Genomic DNA, 21,937 nt, shown 5'->3' with positions numbered 1-21,937 from the left:
AAGGCCGTGCATGCACGGCCTTTGAAAGAAGCCAATGTGGCCTTAGCCCAGATTGGGCGCCAAGAAGCGGCGCAGTTCCTCAATATCCATGCCGCGACGCTCGGCCATATCGGCCAGCTGGTCTTCACCAATCTGGCCCACGTTGAAGTACACCGCTTCAGGGTTACCGATGTAGAAGCCGCTCACGCTCGATGCAGGGTTCATCGCTAGACTCTCGGTCAGCGTCATTCCGATGTCATCTGCCTGTAGCGCCTTGAACAGATCGATCTTGGCTGTGTGGTCAGGACAGGCGGGGTAGCCGGGGGCCGGGCGAATACCCTTGTACTGCTCTTTGATGAGTTCCTCATTGCTGAGGGTTTCATCTTCGGCGTAGCCCCACAAATCCTTGCGCACGCGCTGGTGCAGGCATTCGGCAAAGGCTTCGGCCAGGCGGTCAGCCAGGGCCTTGAACATGATGCCGCTGTAGTCGTCCAGTGCGGCTTCAAATTCCTTGTCCTTCTTCTCGGCACCAATGCCTGCGGTCACGGCAAACATGCCGGCGTAGTCTTTGATGCCTGATTCCTTGGTGGCGACAAAATCGCTCAGGCAACGGCTGGGACGCATCACACCGTCCACCATCTGCTTTTCGGTTTGCTGGCGCATGCCGTACCAGGTCATCAGCACTTCGCTACGCGTCTCGTCGGTGTAGAACTCAATGTCGTCACCCACGCGGTTGGCGGGGAACAAGCCCATCACGCCATTGGCCTGCAGCCACCGGCCTTCGATGATTTTCTTGAGCATGGCCTTGGCATCGGCCTGCACATTGCGCGCTTGCTCGCCGACGATTTCATCGTCGAGGATGGCAGGGTAAGAGCCCGCCAGATCCCAGGTCTGGAAGAACGGGCCCCAGTCGATGTACTGGGCAATCTCGGCCAGGTCAAAGTTCTTGAACACGCGGCGGCCCATGGTGCGTGGTGCCACGGGTGCGTGGTTGACCACGGTGGCATTGGCGCGGATTTGCGCCAGCGTCCACAGCGGTGTTTTCTTTTTGTTGGCGTGCTGGGTGCGCACCTTGTCATAGTCGTTCGTCAGATCGTCCAGGTAGGCTTTCTTGCCTTCGCCCAGCAGGCTTTGCGCCACGCTGACCGAGCGTGATGCATCAGGCACGTAGATTACGGGGCCTTCGTACTTGGGCGCAATCTTCACGGCGGTGTGCACGCGCGAGCAGGTCGCGCCACCAATCAGCAGCGGAATCTTCTTGATGCGGAAGTAGTCGTCCTTGTGCATCTCACCAGCCACGTACTGCATCTCTTCCAGGCTGGGGGTGATCAGGCCCGACAAACCGATGATGTCCGCGCCCTCGGCCTTGGCACGCGCCAGAATCTCGTGGCAGGGCACCATCACACCCATGTTGATGACTTCGAAATTGTTGCACTGCAGGACCACGGTGACGATGTTCTTGCCGATGTCATGCACATCGCCCTTGACGGTGGCGATCACGATCTTGCCTCGGCTGGTCACGTCCATGCCCGCCGCTTCCTGCTGACGCTTTTCTTCCTCGATGTAGGGCACCAGGTGGGCCACGGCCTGCTTCATCACACGGGCGGATTTGACCACCTGCGGCAGGAACATCTTGCCCGCGCCAAACAGATCGCCGACCACGTTCATGCCGTCCATCAGCGGGCCTTCAATCACGTGCAGCGGGCGACCGCCGCCTTGCACCACGAGCTGCTGATACGCCTCTTCCGTGTCTTCGGTGATGAAGTCGGTAATGCCATGCACCAGGGCGTGCGACAGGCGCTCGCCTACTGTCTTTGGAGCATCAGGCGTGCCGCGCCATTCCAGCTTCTTGCTCTCGTCCTTGGCACCACTCTTGGCGCTGTCCGCCACTTCAACCAGGCGTTCACCGGCGTCGGGGCGGCGGTTCAGCACCACGTCTTCCACGCGCTCGCGCAGCGTGGGCTCGAGGTCGTCGTACACACCCACCATGCCGGCGTTGACGATGCCCATGTCCATGCCCGCAGCAATCGCGTGGTACAGGAATACGGTGTGGATAGCCTCGCGCACCGGGTCGTTGCCACGGAAGGAGAAGGACACGTTGGACACGCCACCGCTCACCTTGGCACCCGGCAGGTTTTGCTTGATCCAGCGGGTGGCTTCGATGAAGTCCACGCCGTAGTTGTTGTGCTCTTCAATGCCCGTTGCGACCGCAAAAATGTTCGGATCGAAAATGATGTCCTCGGGCGGGAAGCCCACTTCGTCCACCAGGATGCGATAAGCACGCTCGCAAATTTCGATCTTGCGGGCAAAAGTATCGGCCTGGCCTTTTTCGTCAAACGCCATCACCACGGCAGCGGCGCCGTAGCGCTTCACCAGCTTGGCGTGCTTCTTGAACTCGTCAACACCTTCTTTCATGGAGATGGAGTTGACGATGCCCTTGCCCTGGATGCAGCGCAAACCGGCTTCAATCACTTCCCATTTGGAGCTGTCCACCATGATGGGCACGCGGGCGATATCCGGCTCGGAGGCAATCAGGTTCAGAAAACGCACCATGGCGGCCTTGCTGTCCAGCATGGCCTCGTCCATGTTCACGTCAATGACCTGGGCCCCGTTTTCCACCTGCTGACGGGCAACCGCAAGCGCTTCTTCGTACTGCTCGTTCAGGATCAGGCGCGCAAAGGCTTTGGAGCCGGTGACATTGGTGCGCTCGCCCACGTTGACGAACAGCGTGTCCTCGCCGATGAAAACGGGCTCCAGGCCCGACAGGCGCATGGGGGGCACGGAAGAAACAGCAGTAGCGGGAACAGCAGCAGACATCAGCTCACCTGTGAGAAAACCAGAAACAGAATCGAAAACAGGTGAGCGCCGTTGCACATACGGGCAGATCGCATGCAGGATCTGCGGCCCCGAGCCTGACAGGTCATGCATGAAGATGACAAGCTGCAGCGCTCCTCGGGACGAAGCCCGTCATTCTAAGGCGAGGCGCTTAATCGTGGCTCCAAAGCAGCTTGCTTCGCCTTGTCTTGTCACGCGCTGCTATAACAGATGTGAGCATTTGCCCCTGAAAAAATCAGCAGCGCATAAGGTGATTTCGTCAACCACGAATGCAGGCATCTCATTTCAAGCATATTTCGGGTATGGTGCGCGCCCGCATGCGACGCGCACGACGTTCCAACTGGCACCGACGACTGCATTCGCAGCCCACTGTCGCCATGACGGAACAAGTACCGGCACCCCGATTTTTGAGGCCTTGGCACCATCACCTTCAGGTGGGGCTGACCATCGTACTCACCCACGCACAGACGTTTGCGCCCGCCGCTCAGGCAGCTCACCCAGTCACCGCGTGAAATTCTCTGGAGATTTTTATGAACGTGACCTTCGGCGCGTACTACACACTCATCATGGCCGTGCTGGTCTTGCTGCTTGGCAAGCTCATGACACGGCACATCCGCTTTCTGCGTGACTTCAACATCCCGGAGCCCGTCTCTGGCGGCCTGCTGGTGGCGGCTTCCATCTTTGCCCTGCATCAGATCACGGGCCTGTCGCTGAGCTTTGAGGGCAGCCTGCAGTCGGCCTTCATGCTGGTGTTTTTCTCGTCTATTGGCCTGAGCGCCAACTTCAGCAAACTGCGTGAAGGTGGCTCAGGCTTGTTCATCTTCCTGGGCGTAATTGTTGTCTTCATCACGGTGCAGAACATCGTAGGCGTGGGTCTGGCATCGCTACTGGGGCTTGATCCGTTGATTGGTCTGGTCGCTGGCTCCATCACGCTGGTAGGCGGTCATGGCACCGCCGGCGCATGGGGCTCGGTACTTGAAAGCCAATACGGTCTGACCGGAGCCACCACGCTGGGTATTGCCTGCGCCACCTTTGGTCTGGTCATTGGCGGCCTGCTGGGCGGCCCGCTGGCCAAGCGCCTCATCACCCGCAACCAGCTGGCCCAGCCACTGACCGAGTCCGAGCAGCTGCGCGATGCCTCCCCCACGGTGAGCGAAGGCAGCGAGGTTGCCAATTTCGAATCCCCCAGCAACGCACCGCGCCTAATTACGGCGGATGCCGCCGTGGAAACGCTGGCCCTGTTTGCCGCCTGCCTGGCCTTTGCCGAATTTATGACTAACCTGACCAAGGGAACGGCCGTTCAACTGCCCACCTTTGTCTGGGCACTGGGCGGTGGCGTGGTCATCCGCAACGCGCTGGACTATGTGTTCGGCTTCAAGGTCTTTGACCGCGCCATCGACGTGTTCGGCAACGCCGCCCTGTCCATCTATCTGGCCATTGCACTGCTCTCACTCAAGCTGTGGGAGCTGACCGATCTGGCTGGCCCGCTGATGATTATTCTGGCCGCGCAAACCGTCGTCATGGCGCTGTATGCGGTCTTCGTGACCTTCCGCGTCATGGGCAAAAATTACGACGCGGCCGTGCTGGCCGCCGGCCACTGCGGCTTTGGCATGGGTGCTACACCCACGGCCGTGGCCAATATGCAGGCCATTACCAACCAGTACGGCCCATCGCACAAGGCCTTCCTGATCGTGCCGCTGGTCGGCGCGTTCTTTATCGACATCATCAACGCCTTCCTGCTGCAGGGCATGCTCAGCCTGCTGCGCTGATAGCCCTGGGCTTCACCCACAAAAAAAAGCGTGTTCCCGCAGACCGGGAACACGCTTTTTTGATAGCTGCTTGCGGTTGATGGACAAGCGCTAGAAGCCGATTGAATACAAATTTATTGTGTCAGTGCCTGTGCTGATGCGGGCAGACCAAACAGGCGGTCAAACGCCCAGTTGAATGCAAAGGTGTAAACCATGAAGAACACCAGCAGGCCGGCTTCCATCACCGCAGCTTCCCACAGCGTAATGTTGAACCACCAGGCCATCAGCGGAATCAGCATGGCGGCAATACCGCCCTCAAAACCGATGGCATGCACCACGCGGCGCAGCACGGACCGGCCCTTGACAGTCTGGCGCGCTTCCCACTTTTCAAACAGGTGGTTGAAACTCAGGTTCCAGCAGATCGCAATCACCGATGCGGCCACGGCCATGATGCCGGAGTCACTGGCCTTCTGGCCTATGGCAATAAAGATCAGGCTGGAGACGGCGATGGCAATCGCCTCGTACAGGGACACATAGATGATGCGGCGCTTGGCGCCTTGCAGGCCGGTGGCCTTGCGGGGCGCAGCCGAAGAAGAATGAACAGTGTGAGCGGCAGAAGAAGAAGCGGATGCCATCGCGGAGGCTTGTTGAGACATGGACTGCAGTGTATGTTCTGAAAACTGAAGATAAAAGTCATCTCCTTTCAATTTTTCTGACAGATACCGCCATGCCATTCGCCGCCGATCAGGTTCCTCTGTTTCTTGCCGTGCTTGATGAAGGCTCGTTTTCCGCCGCTGCCCGCAGGCTGGGCCGCGTGCCATCCGCCATCAGCATGGCCATTGCCCAGTTGGAGGCCGAGCTGGATCTGCAGCTGTTTGAACGCCGTAGCCGCGAGCCTGTGCCCACCGCCGCCGCCCGCGCACTGGAGCCACAGGCCCGCCTGCTGGCCGAGCAATTGCAGCTGCTGAACTGGCAGGCACAAGCCCTGCATGCGGGGCTGGAGGAGCGGCTGACGCTGGCCATTGCACCAGAGCTACTGGCCACGCATTGGAGCGAGCCTCTGAACCAGTTGGTGCAGGAATTTCCGGCCCTTGCTATCGAGGTGCTGGCCGCCCCGCAGACCGATGCGCTGGAGCTGCTGCACGCAGGCCGCGCCCATTTGGCACTGGTGTTTGAGCGCCCGGCCATGGATGGCCGCGAGGGCTTTCAGGAAATGGGACGCGAGACGCTGGTGGCCGTGATGTCACCCCAATTCGCACCCTGGCAGCAGGCACTGGCCGAGCATGGCCCACAGGCTCGCCTGTCGGTAGAGCAATTGGCGGCCACGCGGCAGGTTCTGGTCGCCAGCCGCGATCCGCAGCAAACCGACCCACGCTTTGTATTTGCCCGTCAGCTGTGGCGCACAGACAGCCACCAAGCGGCGCTGTCACTCATCGGTGCAGGCATGGCATGGGGCTGGCTGCCCAAGGGGCTGATAGAGGCGCACATCAGCGCCGGTGCGCTGATGGAAATACCAGTACAGAACCTCAGCAACGGTACGACCTTGTTTGTAGACTGGGTCTGGTCCAAAGAACGCACACAAGGCCTTGCCGCGCGGCGTTTTGTGCAGCTGCTGCGCGAACGCGAAGCAGGGAAAGACTGACATGGACAGAACCGGTTTACACGCAAAAATGGCTTTAGCACTGAATATTGAAGCGCTTTCCGCTATATATTTCATAGCGCCACTCTTACTGAACATTCGCACTGAACAGGAGTTTTTTGTATGCCCCGTCAGCCCGCCAAGCCCAGCCTGCCCTTTCCGACCAGTGAATCTGTAGACGCAGCCAAGACCGCCACACCTGCAGCGCCAGCCGTCAAAAAACCGGCTGCTAAACCAGCCGCTCAATCAGCCCGCAAAGCGCCGCCCAAGCCCGCAGCAAAAGTTCCGACAAAAGCTTCGGCAGCAACGCCGGTCGTAGCACCAACGGCACACAGCGTCTATCCGTTCGAGATTCAGAACAAGACGCTGCGCAAGCTCTGGCAGCAATGGCAACCGGGCGAGCCGCGCGACAGTCGCATCGCGGCAGAGCTCCCACCTGCACCTGTCAATCTGCAAAAGTTTGACCCCGCTGCCAAACCTTTTTCAGCCAATAAAGGCAAGCAGCACGACAAGGACACTGCAGCTCAACTGGCCACGGAGCTGGACGGTCTGCAGAACATTTTCTATGCCGACCGCAGCTTCAAACTGCTGGTCATTTTGCAAGGCATGGACGCAGCAGGTAAGGATGGCACGCTGCGTGGCGTGTTCGGCCAGATGACGCCGCTGGGCGTGCGCACCGTGGGCTGGAAAGCACCGACCGAGGTGGAAAAGGCGCACGACTATTTGTGGCGCATTCACCAGCAAATGCCGGGTGCGGGGGAGGTGGTGGTCTTCAACCGCAGCCAGTACGAGGATGTGCTGGTGCCCGTGGTCAATGGCTTCATCACGCCCGAGCAGCAGGTGCAGCGCTACGCCCAGATCAACGACTTTGAACGCATGCTCAGCGAGACAGGGACCATCGTGCTCAAGTTCATGCTGCACATCAGCAAAGACGAACAGCGCCAGCGCCTGCAGGAGCGCCTGGATGATCCGTGCAAGCACTGGAAGTTTGATGAAAACGATCTGAAAGTGCGAGCCCAGTGGGATGACTACCAGCAGGCCTACGAGCAGTTGCTGGCCGCCACGCACACACCCTGGGCGCCATGGACCATCGTGCCCGCCGATTCAAAGACGCACCGCAACCTGATGATTGCTACCATGCTGCGCGAGGTGCTGGGCAACCTGGATCTGAAGTACCCGCCCGGTGCGCCTGCAATGGACAAGATCAAGGTGAAGTAAGCGCAGCAGGACAATTGCTCTCAAAACAAAAGCGGCTAGCGCATGCTGTTGATGGGTTTCAGATTTAAATGGATCTGAAACCCATATTCAACAGGCGCTAGCTGCTCTTTTTTAAGATCAGAACTGCCAGCCCAGTTGGCCCAGACCTTCAAACTGCATCTCAAAACGGTCACCTGCGCTGAGCGGCATGCAGCCGCACCAGGTTCCCGTCGTCACCACCGTGCCAGCGGGCACGCTGCCGTGTTCACGCGCCACATGCTGCAGCCAGTCCAGCAGCAGCCAGGCGGGGTCGCCCAGACTGTGCGTGCCGGTAAAGTGCTGCGGCGCGCCACCATTCACGCTCACGGTGCACAGCTGCTTGGCCCAGTCACGCCCGGTGATGGTGGATGCAGGCAGCCACTCGCCCAGCGCTAAACCGCCATGACACTGGCCGTCTGCCAGCAAGGCCAGTGCCGGGGCTTTGAGACCATCGCGCCAGCGCACGTCTACCCATTCCACAGCGACGGTCACGCCATCCACCAGCGCCAGCGCACTGTCGTAATCAAGTGCTGCGGCCTGCTCGGCACTGATGTCCTGACCAACGCGCAGAGCGATTTCTGCCTCGGCACCGCGCACGTTGAAAACGGCTTGTGGCACGGGTGCCAGCGCCACGCCTTGGTGAATGCCGTTCTCGGGCAGTGGCACATGCAGCAGCGCAGCAGCGCGGCTGGGGCCGCCGGACTTCCAATAGAGCGGAGCACGGTCAGCAGGCCACCAACCCAAAGTGCGGGCCAGTGCACTTTGCACGGCGCGGGCATCAGACTCATCAGCCAGCAGCGGTGCCACATCAGCGCCCAGCGCCTGCGGCGTGCCCAGCTTGCGCGACCACCACAGCGCATCGGCCGCCGCGTAGCTGTCTTCAGGCAAATCGGGCCACAGCGTGGCCCAGTCGGGCAGCACGTCTTCTTGCGCCTGCAATTCAGGCGCAAGCCCGATAGGCGGGGTGTTGGCAAATGGCGCGGGGCCGTTCCAGCCGCTATGGCTATCTTGGTTTTCAGACATGGGGAGATGATGGCAAATTTCGTATTTCCATGTCGCAAATCCAGCACTTTGTAATGAAGATTCTGACCTTTGACGTGGTTATGCACAAAACGCATAGAGCAGTTCGCATCAAGCCTTGGACAGAAAAACCCGCCACGCGCACACTTGAAGTCCCAGATAGCAAGGACTTACAAAGTACTTGCTCACATTCAGTCAACTAGGCATTCACCATGCAAGCCAAAGACTCTTCCGCGCCCTTCTCGGCGCATGCTCTGCCCTCTTACCTCAACTCCGACCATATCGGCCCCTGGGGTAACTACCTTCAGCAGGTAGATCGGGTCACCCCCTATCTCGGTTCGCTGGCCCGCTGGGTGGAAACACTCAAGCGCCCCAAGCGCATCCTGATCGTGGACGTGCCCATCGAAATGGACAACGGCACCATCGCCCACTTTGAAGGCTATCGCGTACAGCACAACCTGAGCCGCGGCCCCGGCAAGGGCGGCGTGCGCTTTCACCAGGATGTGACGCTGTCGGAAGTGATGGCGCTGTCCGCCTGGATGAGCATCAAGAACGCTGCGGTCAACGTCCCTTACGGTGGTGCCAAGGGCGGTATCCGTGTGGATCCGCGCACTTTGTCCAAGGGTGAGCTGGAGCGCCTGACACGCCGCTACACCAGCGAAATCGGCCTGCTGATTGGCCCATCCAAGGACATTCCGGCCCCTGACGTGAACACCAACGGCCAGATCATGGCCTGGATGATGGACACCTATTCCATGAACACCGGCGCGACGGCAACGGGCGTGGTCACAGGCAAGCCCGTGGACTTGGGCGGCTCGCTGGGCCGTGTGGAAGCCACGGGCCGTGGCGTGTTTACCGTGGGTATTGAAGCAGCCAAGCTCAGCGGCCTGACCATTCAGGGCGCACGCGTGGCCGTGCAAGGCTTTGGCAATGTGGGCGGTACCGCCGGCAAGCTGTTTGCCGAGGCGGGTGCCAAGCTCGTGGCCGTGCAAGATCACACCGGCAGCATCTACAACGCTGCAGGCTTTGATGTGAATGCACTGCTGGAGCATGTGCAGAAGAACGGCGGCGTCGGCGGTTTCAGCGGTGGCGAAAGCATCGACAACCAGGCCTTCTGGGGTGTGGATTGTGAGATCCTGATCCCTGCAGCACTGGAAAGCCAGATCACCAAGGACAACGCAGACCAGATCAAGGCCAAGCTGGTGATCGAAGGCGCCAACGGCCCCACCACTCCCGAGGCCGACGACATCCTGACTGGCAAGGGCGTACTGGTGCTGCCCGACGTCATTGCCAACGCCGGCGGCGTGACCGTGAGCTACTTTGAGTGGGTGCAGGATTTCTCCAGCTTCTTCTGGAGCGAGGACGAGATCAACGCCCGACTGGTGCGCATCATGCAAGAAGCCTTTGCCGGCGTCTGGGCCGTGGCGCAGGAAAACAAGGTGTCGCTGCGCACCGCCACCTTCATCGTGGCCTGCAAGCGCATCCTTCACGCCCGTGAAATGCGCGGACTGTATCCGTAACTCCCCCTGAGGCGCTTTGCGCCTTCCCCCTCTCTCGCTTCGCGGGAGGGGGATGACGGCCTCGCTGCGGGGCGGTCCTTGCTTACGGTCACTTGCTTAAACCCGCTGATTTAAAGCGGCAACGAAAAAAGCCTTCTGTTTCCAGAAGGCTTTTTTGATGGTTGCGCGAGAAGGATTTGAACCTCCGACCTTTGGGTTATGAGCCCAACGAGCTACCAGACTGCTCCATCGCGCGGTAATTTGTTAGCAACACAGTGTGTGTCGATGAGTGAATTGTAGCGCGAATACTGGCCTCATGCGAAGAAGTTATAAAAATCTTCTTCTTTCATGGTTATTTGCTCTTAAATTTGTCGCCCGTTTATCAGTGCAGGCTGGCAATTGGAGCACAAGGCTATCGGTATAGTTGCCGCCCATGGCCAAAGAGAAAACCACTTTCACCTGCAATGCCTGCGGCGGCACCAGCCCGCGCTGGTTGGGCAAATGCCCCAGCTGCAGTGCCTGGAACACGCTGATCGAGACCGTGGCCGAGTCCGCATCGGGTGGCAAGAACCGACTGAGCCAGCCACAGGGCTACGCTGGTCTGGCGAATGCCCAACCGGTCACCCCGCTGTCGGCCATCGAAGCACAAGACGTTGCCCGCACCCCCAGCGGCATTGAGGAGCTGGACCGCGTGCTGGGCGGTGGCGTGGTCGAAGGTGGCGTGGTCTTGATTGGCGGAGATCCTGGGATAGGTAAGTCCACACTTCTCTTGCAAGCCATGGATGCTTTGCACCGCATTGGCCTGCCCACGCTGTATGTGACAGGCGAGGAAAGCGGTGCCCAGGTGGCTTTGCGCTCGCGCCGCTTGGGGCTGGATAACAGCCAGGTCAATGTGCTGGCCGAGATTCAGCTGGAAAAGATTCTGGCGACGGTAGAAGCCACCCAGCCCGCCGTGGTGGTGATCGACTCGATTCAGACCGTGTATTCGGACCAGCTCTCGTCCGCCCCCGGCTCTGTGGCCCAGGTACGCGAATGTGCAGCGCACCTGACGCGTGCGGCCAAGACCACGGGTATCACCATCATTCTGGTGGGCCACGTGACCAAGGACGGCGCGCTTGCCGGCCCCCGCGTGCTGGAGCACATGGTGGACACGGTGCTGTACTTTGAGGGCGACACACACAGCAACTTCCGCCTGGTGCGCGCCATCAAGAACCGCTTTGGCGCCGTCAACGAGATTGGCGTCTTCGCCATGACGGAAAAAGGCCTCAAGGGCGTGACCAATCCCAGCGCTATCTTTTTAAGCCAGCACAGCGAGCCCGTGCCCGGCAGCTGCGTGATGGTGACGCTGGAGGGCACACGCCCACTGCTGGTAGAAATTCAGGCCCTGGTCGACCAAGGCGGCCCGCAGGCCCGCAGGCTGTCTGTGGGCTTGGATAAAGACCGATTGGCCATGCTGCTGGCCGTACTGAACCGCCATGCGGGCGTGGCCTGCGCCGATCAGGATGTGTTCGTCAATGCCGTGGGCGGTGTTCGCATTAACGAGCCTGCCGCTGACCTAGCTGTGATGCTAGCAATCACTTCAAGTCTGCGCGGCAAGGCCTTGCCCAAAGGGTTCATCGCCTTTGGCGAAGTCGGTCTGGCTGGCGAAGTCCGCCCCGCTCCACGTGGGCAGGAGCGCTTAAAGGAGGCTGCAAAGTTAGGATTCACTGTCGCCCTTGTTCCCAAGGCCAATACTCCCAAGAAGCCCATCCCCGGCTTGACCCTTCATGCCGTAGAGCGCGTAGACGAAGCCATGAACATCGTGCGGGGCATTGGTTGATATTATTTTGATAGCTGCTTGCGCTTGTATTTCATACAAATCAAGACATAAATGACTTGAAATGCTTCATTCAATAGCGCTAACAGCTATTGTTTTTGATGACTCTTTGAATTGAGCGGGTCGCACGGGCATACGCACTGTCCGCAAGCGCCGGTCCGCCCTCTCGTAAGACAATAAGCCCATGAATTTGCGCAATATTTTGGTTCCCATTGGCCTGGTCGTGCTGATGATCGCGGCCTATCGGTCCGCCAGCTGGCCCGGCGTTGCGGCCGTGGCCGGCGGCATCATCATGTGGGGGCTGCTGCACTTCACGCGCCTGATGTCCATCATGAAGAAGGCCTCAAACCGCCCCATTGGCTATGTGGGCAGCGCCGTGATGCTCAACGTCAAGCTCAGGCCCAAGGTGGCGCTGGTACATGTGATTGCCATGACGCGTTCGCTGGGCCTGCGTCTGTCTGAAGAAGGCCAGTCGCCTGAGATCTATCGCTGGACCGATGGCACCAACTCATCCGTGACCTGCGAATTTGTAAACGGTCGCCTGATGAAGTGGGAGCTGCAGCGCCCTCAGCAAACGGATGATGCAGCCCTGAGCGCACCTGATACAAGCACCCAGACGCCGACGTAAGCCACCCTCTAGAATGGTTGCTTAGCAGACAAGCGCCACCCGCTCAAACCGCGGTGGCGACCACTGACAACCCATTAGAGGATGGTTATATGAGCCCTGTTGCTCCCTCGATGTCCGACCGCGACGGCAAGATCTGGATGGATGGCCAGTTGGTGGACTGGCGCGATGCCAAAATTCATGTGCTGACCCATACATTGCACTACGGCTGCGGTGCCTTTGAAGGCGTGCGCGCCTATGAGACGGAGCAGGACACGGCCATCTTCCGCCTTGAAGATCACACCAAGCGACTGTTCAACAGCGCCAAGATTCTGCGCATGCAGATTCCATTCACCCATGAACAGGTGAATCAGGCGCAGGTCGATGTGGTCAAGGCCAACGCGCTGAAATCCTGCTATCTGCGCCCTCTGACCTGGATTGGCGACCGCAAGCTGGGCGTCAGCCCCAAGGGCAATACCATTCACCTGATGGTCGCCGCCTGGGCCTGGGGCGCCTATCTGGGCGAGGAAGGCATGCAGCGCGGCATCCGCACCAAAATTTCCAGCTACACCCGCCACCATGTGAACATCACCATGAGCCAGGCCAAGGCGGTGAGCAACTACACCAACTCCATTCTGGCCAACACCGAGGCCCTAGACGACGGCTACGACGAAGCCATCCTGCTGGATGCATCTGGCTTTGTGTCCGAAGGCTCGGGCGAGAACATCTTTGTGATCAAGGATGGCGTGGTCTACACCCCCGACCTGTCGGCCGGCGCGCTCAACGGCATCACCCGCAACACCGTTCTGCACATCTGCAAGGATCTGGGTCTGGAAGTGGTACAAAAGCGCATCACCCGCGACGAGCTGTATATCTCGGACGAGTTGTTCTTCACCGGTACCGCCGCCGAAGTGACGCCCATCCGCGAGGTGGATCGCATCCAGATCGGTGCCGGCCAGCGCGGCCCGATTACCGAAAAAATCCAAACCGCCTACTTTGACATCGTCAACGGCCGCAACCCCCAATACGCACACTGGCTCACCAAGGTGTGACAATCGCTATCCCTGAGTGGCGTCGCCAGTGTCAGGGATAGGCATCATTGAAAATCACGAGAAAGATACGAGAAATGACCACGAACGCCGTCGTCGAACTGGCCGCCAAAGACCTGAACGCCCAAGGAGGCGTGTTCTGCCCCAGCCCCAAAGCCGACATGAAGCTGTGGAACAGCCACCCCAAGGTCTATCTGGATGTCGCCAAGACCGGCGAAGCCAAGTGCCCCTACTGCGGCACCGTGTACCGCCTGAAGGCGGGCGAAGTGTTTGCGGGCGGGCATTGAAGCACACCCGTGCTGAACAATAAATGCCGCGTCAAGCGGCATTTCCTTTTGGCGCATTGCGAGGAACACCCTTGTCCACTCACACAGAACAACGTCCCACACTAACCATAGGCGTACTGGCACTCAATGAGGCTCACAGAATCCGAGCCTGCCTGGAAAGTGCCAAGTTTGCAGATCAACTAATAGTTGTAGATAGCGGCAGTTCCGATAGCACTGTGGAAATCGCACGTCATTGTGGAGCGGAGACTTTTATTTACCCAGACTGGCAAGGCTTTGCCATACAGCGAAATCGTCTGCTTCAACACGCCACTGGTGACTACATATTCTTCCTCGATGCCGATGAAATCATCGGCCCTGAATTTCAGCAAGAACTGCAAGCCATTGTTTCGAGCAATCAGCAGGCTGTATGGAAGATTCGCTGGCGTATGGTGGCTTTTGGTCATGAACTGAAGTATCTGCGTTCAACATCTTTGGTTGAACGCCTCTTTGTTCGTCGCACCGTGCGCGAATTCAAGGGAATCGTGCATGAAGAAGCTAAGTTGACTGACTCCAAAATGCAGCGTAAGAAAATTTCGGCGCCCTTGCTTCATCATTCGAGAGAGACCGTACTCGATAGCCTCCAAAAATTGACCCAGTACTCCATGCTGGGTGCGGCTAAACGTGCAGGGAAAAAAGGTGGCGTAATTCGCGGCCTAGCATCGGGCTCTTCAATGTTTATTCGCCTGTATTTTTTCCATTTAGGCTTTCTCTGCGGGGGGGCTGGCTTCCTATACTGTCTATTCGTCGCACTAGAGGCATTCTTCAGATATGCAGCTCTGGGATATGACAAAAACTACCCTACAGATCTCAAAAGAAGCTGATGCTCAAGAAAACTAGTGTTTTTGTAGAAATACAAAAGCACCAAGTTCCCTACCTGAAGCAGAACTAGTTTGCTATTCAACGCAAATTCTTCTAACAGCAGCACTTAATTACAAACCATGAATTTGCACACGCAAGTCACGCGACCACCAAGCAAGCTTGCCTTGGCCCTTCCCTATGCACTGGATGCCGCCTGCTTTGCATTCTTCGCCCTAAGCCTTTGCGTACCGTCCGGTTACTCCTACGGGTCCACAGCTCTCGCACTTTTCACACTGTTTGGCTGCTTTGCCGTTCGATCAAAAAAGCCCACACAACGGGATACTCTGGTTCTCGTTGGGATGCTTGTGACCATGGGCTTGCTATGGAGCCTGTCATTGGATCGCTGGCTCTCAGCGGCAGGTTGGGGCTATGGCGCGAAATATGGCTTGGCTACTCTCAGCCTCTGGTATCTGAGCAAAACGGGAGTCCGGCTGTCCGCAATCGTCTGGGGTATCGCTTTGGGCTCTGCGGGCGCTCTCGCGATTGCTGCTTATCAAGCAGGCGTCTTAAAGATGCCAAGAGTTTCCGGATTTACGAATGCCATCCAATATGGTGGCATTGCCATGTATCTGGGGTTTGCCACTTTGGCGCTGGCCCTGCTGGGCGGCCGGAGCAAGCGTCAAACAATGGCCTTGGGTCTGCTGGGAGCATGCGGTATTTACGCATCTTTTCTTTCAGATTCCCGAGGTTCCTGGGTTGTCATCCCATTGCTGGTTGCCGCCATCTGGTTGATGACTTGGCTCAATGGCTATAAGCGCCTGGCCAGCCTGGCAGCAGGATGCATGCTCCTTCTTGGCTTGATCGTGGCGGTGCCAGCCTACCAAAAGCTCGAGCAACGCAGCAGCGAAGCAACACGAGAGATTTCGCAATACCTACAAGATCCTCAAAAATATGCAGTCACTTCCGTCGGCCAGCGACTGGAGCAATGGCGACTTGCCATCCATTTGATCGAACAGCGCCCTCTAACAGGCTGGGGCCTGGCTGGCTACCCGGCTGCCAAGCAGCAAATGGTGGATCAAGGCCTCGCTCACCCCTCGGTGATGGAGTATGGGCATGCGCACAATGAGATTCTGGATATGTGGGTCAAACGCGGGCTACTGGGTCTGATCTTGCTGCTGTTGTTTTATGCGGTACCCGCAGCCATCTTCTGGCCTACAAAAAGCCGCATAGCACGTGTCAATGCTGAACAGCGCTCAAAGCTGCTGGCCCTGCGAGCTGCTGCAACGCTGCTGCCACTGGCCTACTTTGGATTTGGCTGGACCCAGGTCTTCTTCGCACACAACAGTGGCAATATGTTCTATATCTTTAGTCTGGCTGTGCTCTGGGGTGGTATTTGCAGACTTGAATCCCAAGCCGCCCCCGCACCTCAGTCTTGACTCTTGCTGGGTAAGCCGAAGGCCAGCGCGCCCAAAGCTCCCTGGCCCAGTGCGAACACGCCATAAAGCAGTCCCACACCCACAGCCAGAACGGCAGACACCCCGAACGGAGCCAGAGCCGCCACAGCGGCGGCTTCGCGGGTGCCCCAGCCGCCCACACTGACCGGCAAAGCAGCCATCAAAAATACGGGGGCAATTGCAAAGGTCCACACGGCTAGCGGCAACTGAACACCCAGGGCAATAGCACCACAAGCCAGAGCAGCCGCAGACAAGAGTTGCACCACCGCTGATGACGCGGCCTGTATTAACAGCTGGTGCACAAAGTCAGGACTGCTCGCTGCCACGCGAATAGGATCCAGCCAAGTGCCAGGCAGCTTGAGCCAGCCACGGCGCACCCCCCTTAACAGCACGCAAGGCAACAATACCCATAGCACAGTGATTGCCAGCAGCGAGGCGCCGAATAAGCTCTCGTTCATGTGCACCCATGGTGCCAAGGCGGGGGCGCAAGCGAATGCGCCCAGACCGCCAATAGCGCAAAGCATCCACAAGCCACTGACGCGATCCAGAATGACGGATAGATTGCTCGCCGCCTTGGTCTGCCCCGTTTTCTGAAGTGCGATTGCACGATAGACATCACCACCGACCACAGCGCCGGGCAGCAGCACATTCAAGCCAACCGCCTGAAAATACCAGCGCATGCCAGATGCCGCACTCATCTCTGCCCCAAGCCACTGCGCCATCGCACGCCAACGCCAGGCCGATGCAGCATTAGAAGCGATAGCAACCACAAAGCCCGCCAGCAGCCACCATGGATTGGCTTGTTGCAGCTGCGCAAAAAGTTGTCGGGGATTGGCCAAGTAAATAACGGCCACCAGCAAAGCCATGCCCATCAGAGCACGGACCAGCGCTTTACGCGTCTTGCTCACAATGCAACAGATTGTGCTTTGGTCGTTCTCTCATCGGGGGAGTGCTTAACTACGCCGTAGTCCTTGGCGTAGTACTGCAAGCCGCTACCAGACTCGTAATAAATACGTGTCAGCAGCTCACCAATCAGGCCAGCGGCGATGAACTGCATACCCATCAACACCAGCATAACCCCCGCCATTAGCAGAGGGCGCCCGCCAATGGATTCGCCCATGAGCTTTTGCACCAGCAGCCACAGCAGAATTAAAACGCCGGGTGTGGCCATCCACAAACCCATGCCGCCAAAGGCGTGCAGAGGGCGCTGACGGAAGCGCATAAAAAAAACGATAAAGATCAGGTCCAGAATCACGCGGAAGGTGCGGTCAATCCCGTACTTGGACACCCCATGAGTGCGTGCATGGTGGCGCACAGGCACTTCGGCAATACGAGCACCGGCATCGCGGGCCAAAGAGGGGATGAAGCGGTGCATCTCGCCATACAGGCGAATGCGGTCAATGATCTCGCGGCGATAAGCTTTGAGAGCACAACCGTAATCATGCAACTGCACATTGGTGAGCTTGGAGATCAGGCGATTGGCCAGCACCGATGGCAAGCGACGTGACAACGCCTTATCTTGGCGGTTCTTGCGCCAGCCTGAAATCATGTCCAGATCAGGTTCATTTTCCAGACGCTCCAGCAGCAGCGGAATATCGCCGGGCTCGTTCTGTAAATCCGCATCCAGCGTCACCACATAGCGGCCACGCACACGATCAAAGCCTGCTTGCAAGGCGCTGGACTGCCCATAGTTGCGCACCAGACACACGGCTCGCACCCAAGGGTTCTGCTCAGCCAGCTCGCGCAGACGCTTGGCACTACCGTCAGTTGACCCATCATCCACCGCGATCAGTTCATAGCTCAGCGGCTGGGTGCGCATAGCCTCGTCAATGCGGGCCACCAGATCGGGCAGATTATCGAACTCGTTATAAATAGGTACAACGATGGAAACTTCAGGACTTGAATCGTGCACGGACGTCATGCTTAATGATTTTTAATAACAGTCACCTATACTAACTGAATACCCTAGGTGCCATTTGCGCCAAGCACATTGTTTGGCCTGCAAAGCCCATCGCAAACGCGAGTGCTCACACTCCATCATTTGCTCACCTGCAAAAATCAATGGCATCAAGCTATACCCCCTCTTTTTCCACAGACTGGCAGCAAACTCTTTATTCCAAACCATGGATATGGCTCGCGCTTCTGGTCTGCGCTCATATCGTGTCGCGCATCACCATTTCTGCGGGCATGAAATGGGACGAGTCTGAACAAATTCTCTGGGCCCAGCACCTGCAACTGGGCTACGGCCCCCAGCCACCGCTCTATACATGGATGCAGTGGGCTATCTGTCAGCTCTTAGGCCCCTCGGTTTTGGCTCTGGCTTCACTCAAGCACTCGCTGATTGCACTGACCTACTGCCTGGCATGGCTGGCAGGCCGACAAATCCTCAATGACAAAGGCGCATGGTGGGTTGCAGCAGGCCTGCTGCTGATGCCCCCCTTCGGCTGGGATTCCCTACGTGACCAAACTCACACCGTAATGGTCACGGCCATGACCATGGGCCTGTGGTTTGCCGTACTGCGTCAAGTACAAAAACCGCAAGCTATCAATTTTGTATTGATTGGCCTGTTCTGCGGGTTGGGCATGCTCTCCAAATACAGCTACGCCATGTTGATCGGCGCCTTGTTTTTGGCATCGATGACGGTGGCGCAGGTTCGCTCGGCCATCTTTGCCAAAGGTTGGTGGCTGGCACCGCTGGTGGGGGCACTGATCTTTGCACCCCATGCCTCGTGGCTAGCTTCGCACTGGGGAATGGCAACGACCGAGACTGTACAGAAAATGTCCATCTCGACCGAGGCATCGCACCTCAACGGTCTGGGCAATCTGCTCAAGGCCTTGCTCTCTACCCTCGGCCTGTGGCTGATTGCCGTATTAGCCAGCTATCGCTCCAAGCTCTGGACCCCTGCACCTCAAACGACTGCCTTAGTGCCTTCACGCATCTGGGTCAAACCGCTGTTGCAGCGCTATCTGCTCATCGTTGCCGTTTGCCTGTTGGCCATGGTGATCGTGGCTGATGTCACCGACTTCAAACAACGCTGGATGCTGCCACTGACCGCCATCGTCCCTATGGCTCTGTATGTCTGGCGACCTGCTTTGCTGGAACAAGGTGTGGGGCGCATGTTCACCATCTTCGTCATTGTCTTTGCGCTGATCTTTCTGGCTATGGCCACCTTGCGCCCCTGGCAAGGCGGCCGCAAGAATGATCCTGATGAGCTAAACCACCCTGTCAAGGAGCTGGCACAGCAGTTGCGCGGCGCGGGCTACACCGGCAATGGCGTGATCGTTGGATCTGACCACATGATCGCTGCCATGCTGCATTCGCAATTCCCTCAAAGCTATGCACTTGGCTGCTCGGAGGGCGCACAGCTGCAGCAATGCCTATCTCAAGCCAAGGCTGACGCTGCTGGCGGACTACTTCTGATTACCCGCGCCGACAAGCCGGTTCCCAGCTGGTGGGATGGCATCTTCACCACGCAGGCTAAAGCCACCCCGCAAGTGCTGACCATTCCTTTCGAGAAAATGCCAGCCAGCGCAACACCTGCGCAGTATCAATATCTTTGGATCGCCCCATGAATCCCGTTCTGATCACCGGCTGTGCCGGCTTTATCGGCATGCATTGCACCAAGCGACTGCTTGAACAAGGCGTGCCCGTGGTTGGTATCGACAACCTCAACAACTACTACGATGTGGCGCTCAAGCACGCCCGCCTGGATGAGCTGCGCCCCCATGCCAACTTCCGGTTTGTAGAGCTGGATGTTGCTGATCGCCAAGGCATGGCCGACCTGTTTACACAAGTCGCCCCCAGCAAGGTTCTACACCTGGCTGCACAAGCTGGCGTACGCTACTCCATCGACCAGCCTGACGACTACACAGACTCCAATCTGCTGGGCTTTGGCAATATCTTGCAAGGCTGCCGCAAACACAAGGTGGCACACCTGGTCTACGCCAGCAGTTCCAGCGTCTATGGCGGCAACACGAAGATGCCGTTTGCCGAAAGCGATGCAGTAGATCACCCCATCAGCTACTACGCAGCCACCAAGAAGGCCAATGAGCTGATGGCTCACACCTATTCGCACCTGTACGGAACGCCCACCACAGGCCTGCGCTTTTTCACGGTCTATGGACCTTGGGGCCGCCCTGACATGGCTTTGTTCAAGTTCACCAAGGCCATACTGGCGGGCGAGATCATTGATGTCTACGGTGACGGAAAGTTGGTGCGCGACTTCACCTATATCGACGACATCGTCGAAGGCATCATGCGTGTTCTGGACAAGCCTGCCACTGCGGATGCCAGCTATGACAGCCAGCGCCCCAACCCCGGCACCAGCACTGCGCCCTATCGCATCTTCAATATTGGCAACAACTCACCCACCGTGCTGATGGACTACATCGCCGCACTGGAGGGTGCCCTGCAAACCACCGCCCGCAAGCAAATGCTGCCTATTCAGCCCGGCGATATGCACAGCACATCAGCTGACACCCGCGCCCTGCAGGCCTGGGTTGGCTTCTCGCCGGCCATGCCCGTCACCACCGGCGTGCAGCGTTTTGTGGACTGGTACCGCTCTTTTTATCGCGTATGAAAGTTACTGTTTTTGGTACCGGCTATGTCGGTCTCGTACAAGGCGCAGTCCTGGCCGATGTCGGTCACCAGGTTCTGTGCGTGGATGTGGATGAGAAAAAAATCGCGGCCCTCAAGGCCGGACAGATTCCCATTCATGAACCGGGTCTGGATGCCCTCGTCATCAACAACCAGCAGCTGGGTCGCCTTCAGTTCACCACCAACGCCGCAGAAGGCGTAGCACACAGCGAGCTGATCTTTCTGGCTGTAGGCACTCCGCCCGATGAAGACGGCAGCGCCGACCTCCAATATGTGCTGGCCGTGGCCCGCACCATTGCCCAGCACATGGATGGCCCGCGCATCGTCATCAACAAATCAACCGTGCCCGTAGGTACGGCCGATAAGGTCACCGCCGTCATCGCTGAAGGACTTGCGCAGCGCAATGTGCCCTACACGTTTGATGTGGTTTCCAACCCCGAATTCCTCAAGGAAGGGGCTGCGGTGGGAGACTGCCAGCGCCCGGACCGCATCATTATTGGCACCAGCAACCCCGCATCTGAAGCCAAGCTGCGCGAGCTGTATGCGCCCTTCAACCGCAATCACGACAAGATCGTGATGATGGATGTGAAGAGTGCCGAACTGACCAAGTACGCAGCCAATGCCATGCTGGCGACCAAGATCAGTTTCATGAACGAGATCGCCAATCTGGCCGAACGACTGGGAGCCAACATAGAAGCCGTGCGCCGCGGCATTGGCAGCGATCCGCGCATCGGCTATCACTTCATTTACCCCGGCGTGGGCTATGGCGGAAGCTGCTTTCCAAAGGATGTAAAAGCACTCATCCACACTGCCAAGGAAGTGGAGTTCGAGCCCCTGGTGCTCAACGCTGTAGAAGACCGCAACCACGCCCAGCGCAATGTGCTGTTTGAGCGTATCAGCACGTTCTACAACGGTGACCTCAAGGGAAAGACCATTGCCGTCTGGGGCTTGGCCTTCAAACCCAACACCGACGACATGCGCGAAGCGCCCAGCCGCGTCTTGCTGGAGTCGCTGTGGGCCGCAGGAGCCAAGGTCCAGGCTTATGACCCCGTGGCCATGAAGGAGGCACACCGCATTTACAGTGAACGCGCCGATCTGCAACTGGTCGACAACCCACTCGCCGCCGTACAGGGTGCAGACTGTCTGACCATCGTGACTGAATGGCAGATCTTCCGCACACCAGACTTCAGCCTGCTGGCGCAGACGCTGGCTGACAAGATGATCTTTGATGGCCGCAACCTGTTTGAGCCCTCTCTGCCAGCCGGCCATGGTCTGGGCTATGTCTCCATTGGCCGCCCCATGCAGCTGCCGCGCTGAGAGCCTCCCGTAAAAAGCCC

At 58.3% G+C, this 21,937-nt stretch carries 18 protein-coding genes, 1 tRNA gene and 1 riboswitch; of the genes, 13 read left to right on the top strand and 6 right to left on the bottom strand.

Features of this window, described 5'->3' with window-relative positions; translation table 11 throughout:
- Positions 1–42: 42 nt before the first annotated feature.
- Positions 43–2,796, bottom strand: a complete 2,754-nt coding sequence (gene metH, locus HF327_RS01640; RefSeq protein WP_169106576.1) for a methionine synthase — start codon at positions 2,794–2,796, stop codon at positions 43–45.
- 36 nt (positions 2,797–2,832) lie between these two features.
- Positions 2,833–2,939, bottom strand: a riboswitch (S-adenosyl-L-homocysteine riboswitch).
- Between the two features lie 405 nt (positions 2,940–3,344).
- Between metH and gltS the strand changes: the two genes are divergently transcribed.
- On the top strand, positions 3,345–4,583 hold the full coding sequence (gltS, locus tag HF327_RS01635; protein WP_169106575.1) for a sodium/glutamate symporter: 1,239 nt from the start codon (positions 3,345–3,347) through the stop codon (positions 4,581–4,583).
- A 113-nt stretch (positions 4,584–4,696) separates the two neighbouring features.
- On the opposite strand, the gene HF327_RS01630 is transcribed toward gltS, so the two are convergent.
- Positions 4,697–5,197, bottom strand: coding sequence for a PACE efflux transporter (locus HF327_RS01630; protein ID WP_169106681.1), 501 nt, complete (start codon positions 5,195–5,197; stop codon positions 4,697–4,699).
- A gap of 92 nt (positions 5,198–5,289) precedes the next feature.
- On the opposite strand from HF327_RS01630, the gene HF327_RS01625 reads away from it, so the two are divergent.
- Both HF327_RS01625 and HF327_RS01620 read left to right on the top strand, forming a co-directional pair.
- A complete protein-coding gene (locus HF327_RS01625) occupies positions 5,290–6,204 on the top strand; it encodes a LysR family transcriptional regulator (protein WP_169106574.1) in 915 nt (304 codons plus the stop codon).
- 120 nt (positions 6,205–6,324) lie between these two features.
- A complete protein-coding gene (locus tag HF327_RS01620) occupies positions 6,325–7,419 on the top strand; it encodes a PPK2 family polyphosphate kinase (RefSeq protein ID WP_236024000.1) in 1,095 nt (364 codons plus the stop codon).
- Positions 7,420–7,536: 117 nt separating this feature from the next.
- On the opposite strand, the gene HF327_RS01615 is transcribed toward HF327_RS01620, so the two are convergent.
- Entirely contained in the window at positions 7,537–8,460 is a 924-nt protein-coding gene (locus HF327_RS01615) for a fumarylacetoacetate hydrolase family protein (RefSeq protein WP_169106573.1), read from the bottom strand.
- Positions 8,461–8,669: 209 nt separating this feature from the next.
- On the opposite strand from HF327_RS01615, the gene HF327_RS01610 reads away from it, so the two are divergent.
- Positions 8,670–9,977, top strand: coding sequence for a Glu/Leu/Phe/Val family dehydrogenase (locus HF327_RS01610; RefSeq protein ID WP_169106572.1), 1,308 nt, complete (start codon positions 8,670–8,672; stop codon positions 9,975–9,977).
- A gap of 158 nt (positions 9,978–10,135) precedes the next feature.
- On the opposite strand, the gene HF327_RS01605 is transcribed toward HF327_RS01610, so the two are convergent.
- Positions 10,136–10,212, bottom strand: a tRNA-Met gene (locus HF327_RS01605).
- 177 nt (positions 10,213–10,389) lie between these two features.
- On the opposite strand from HF327_RS01605, the gene radA reads away from it, so the two are divergent.
- The 6 genes from radA to HF327_RS01575 all read left to right on the top strand — a co-directional run bounded on the left by radA (position 10,390) and on the right by HF327_RS01575 (position 15,985).
- Positions 10,390–11,775, top strand: coding sequence for a DNA repair protein RadA (radA, locus tag HF327_RS01600; protein WP_169106571.1), 1,386 nt, complete (start codon positions 10,390–10,392; stop codon positions 11,773–11,775).
- Positions 11,776–11,956: 181 nt separating this feature from the next.
- Complete coding sequence (locus HF327_RS01595) at positions 11,957–12,400, top strand: glycerate kinase (RefSeq protein WP_169106570.1); 444 nt, start codon at positions 11,957–11,959, stop codon at positions 12,398–12,400.
- A gap of 89 nt (positions 12,401–12,489) precedes the next feature.
- Positions 12,490–13,428 (top strand): branched-chain amino acid transaminase, encoded by a 939-nt coding sequence (locus tag HF327_RS01590; protein WP_169106569.1) that lies wholly within the window; start codon positions 12,490–12,492, stop codon positions 13,426–13,428.
- A 74-nt stretch (positions 13,429–13,502) separates the two neighbouring features.
- Positions 13,503–13,712 carry a zinc-finger domain-containing protein gene (locus tag HF327_RS01585; RefSeq protein ID WP_169106568.1) on the top strand — a complete coding sequence of 70 codons (210 nt, stop codon included), beginning with the start codon at positions 13,503–13,505 and terminating at the stop codon, positions 13,710–13,712.
- A gap of 71 nt (positions 13,713–13,783) precedes the next feature.
- Positions 13,784–14,572 carry a glycosyltransferase family 2 protein gene (locus tag HF327_RS01580; protein WP_236023999.1) on the top strand — a complete coding sequence of 263 codons (789 nt, stop codon included), beginning with the start codon at positions 13,784–13,786 and terminating at the stop codon, positions 14,570–14,572.
- A gap of 549 nt (positions 14,573–15,121) precedes the next feature.
- Positions 15,122–15,985, top strand: a complete 864-nt coding sequence (locus tag HF327_RS01575) for an O-antigen ligase family protein (RefSeq protein ID WP_236023998.1) — start codon at positions 15,122–15,124, stop codon at positions 15,983–15,985.
- Here the strand turns inward: HF327_RS01575 and HF327_RS01570 are convergent.
- Entirely contained in the window at positions 15,976–16,875 is a 900-nt protein-coding gene (locus tag HF327_RS01570; RefSeq protein ID WP_198460384.1) for a lysylphosphatidylglycerol synthase transmembrane domain-containing protein, read from the bottom strand. The two genes, HF327_RS01575 and HF327_RS01570, sit on opposite strands and share 10 nt — an antisense overlap.
- Before the next feature lie 32 nt (positions 16,876–16,907).
- Positions 16,908–17,924 carry a glycosyltransferase family 2 protein gene (locus HF327_RS01565; protein ID WP_169106564.1) on the bottom strand — a complete coding sequence of 339 codons (1,017 nt, stop codon included), beginning with the start codon at positions 17,922–17,924 and terminating at the stop codon, positions 16,908–16,910.
- A 239-nt stretch (positions 17,925–18,163) separates the two neighbouring features.
- On the opposite strand from HF327_RS01565, the gene HF327_RS01560 reads away from it, so the two are divergent.
- The 3 genes from HF327_RS01560 to HF327_RS01550 are packed head-to-tail and all read left to right on the top strand — an operon-like array spanning position 18,164 to position 21,917.
- A complete protein-coding gene (locus HF327_RS01560; protein WP_328701750.1) occupies positions 18,164–19,576 on the top strand; it encodes an ArnT family glycosyltransferase in 1,413 nt (470 codons plus the stop codon).
- Positions 19,573–20,583, top strand: coding sequence for an NAD-dependent epimerase (locus HF327_RS01555; protein WP_169106563.1), 1,011 nt, complete (start codon positions 19,573–19,575; stop codon positions 20,581–20,583). The genes HF327_RS01560 and HF327_RS01555 overlap by 4 nt, the downstream gene beginning before the upstream one ends.
- Positions 20,580–21,917 (top strand): UDP-glucose dehydrogenase family protein, encoded by a 1,338-nt coding sequence (locus HF327_RS01550; protein WP_169106562.1) that lies wholly within the window; start codon positions 20,580–20,582, stop codon positions 21,915–21,917. The genes HF327_RS01555 and HF327_RS01550 overlap by 4 nt, the downstream gene beginning before the upstream one ends.
- The last annotated feature ends 20 nt before the right edge of the window (positions 21,918–21,937 follow it).

The organism is Comamonas suwonensis (assembly GCF_012844455.2).
In the GTDB taxonomy this organism is placed as follows: domain Bacteria; phylum Pseudomonadota; class Gammaproteobacteria; order Burkholderiales; family Burkholderiaceae_C; genus Comamonas; species Comamonas suwonensis.
This window is presented reverse-complemented; position numbering and strand designations above follow the sequence as displayed.